Genomic DNA, 503 nt, shown 5'->3' on the forward strand with positions numbered 1-503 from the left:
CTTTAGAGGGGCTTCCCTTCTGATTTCCCGGCTTTCCTAGGGAAAACGCAATAGCCACGAAGAGGGCAGGCCGTGAGAATCCATGGCTGTAAGCAAAACGTAATGGAGAAGACAAACATGAATGCAGCGACCMTTGACCGCCCGTGGCTCAAAGCCTACCCGSCGGGCGTKCCYRCSGACATYGACRSKTCGCARTACCCGTCGCTGGTGGCCTTGATGGARGAAAGCTTYAAAAAGCACGGCAGCCGYGTCGCTTACAGCTTCATGGGCAAGGACGTCACCTTCGGCCAGACCGACAGCCTTTCGCTGGCCTTCGGCGCTTACTTGCAAAGCCTGGGCCTGGCCAAAGGCGACCGCGTCGCCATCATGATGCCCAAYGTGCCGCARTAYCCSGTKGCYGTGGCSGCCATCCTGCGCGCMGGCTAYGTGGTGGTCAAYGTCAACCCCCTSTACACCCCACGCGAACTCGAGCACCAGCTCAAGGATTCGGGTTCCAAGGCCAT

At 59.2% G+C, this 503-nt stretch carries 1 protein-coding gene; it reads left to right on the plus strand.

Going from position 1 to position 503, the window contains the following annotated elements; translation table 11 throughout:
• Positions 1–117: 117 nt before the first annotated feature.
• On the plus strand, positions 118–503 hold a 386-nt coding region (locus AC1DT3_RS23950), incomplete at its 3' end, for an AMP-binding protein (protein ID WP_477467630.1).

Source organism: Microvirga sp. P4_G7 (genome assembly GCF_056401005.1).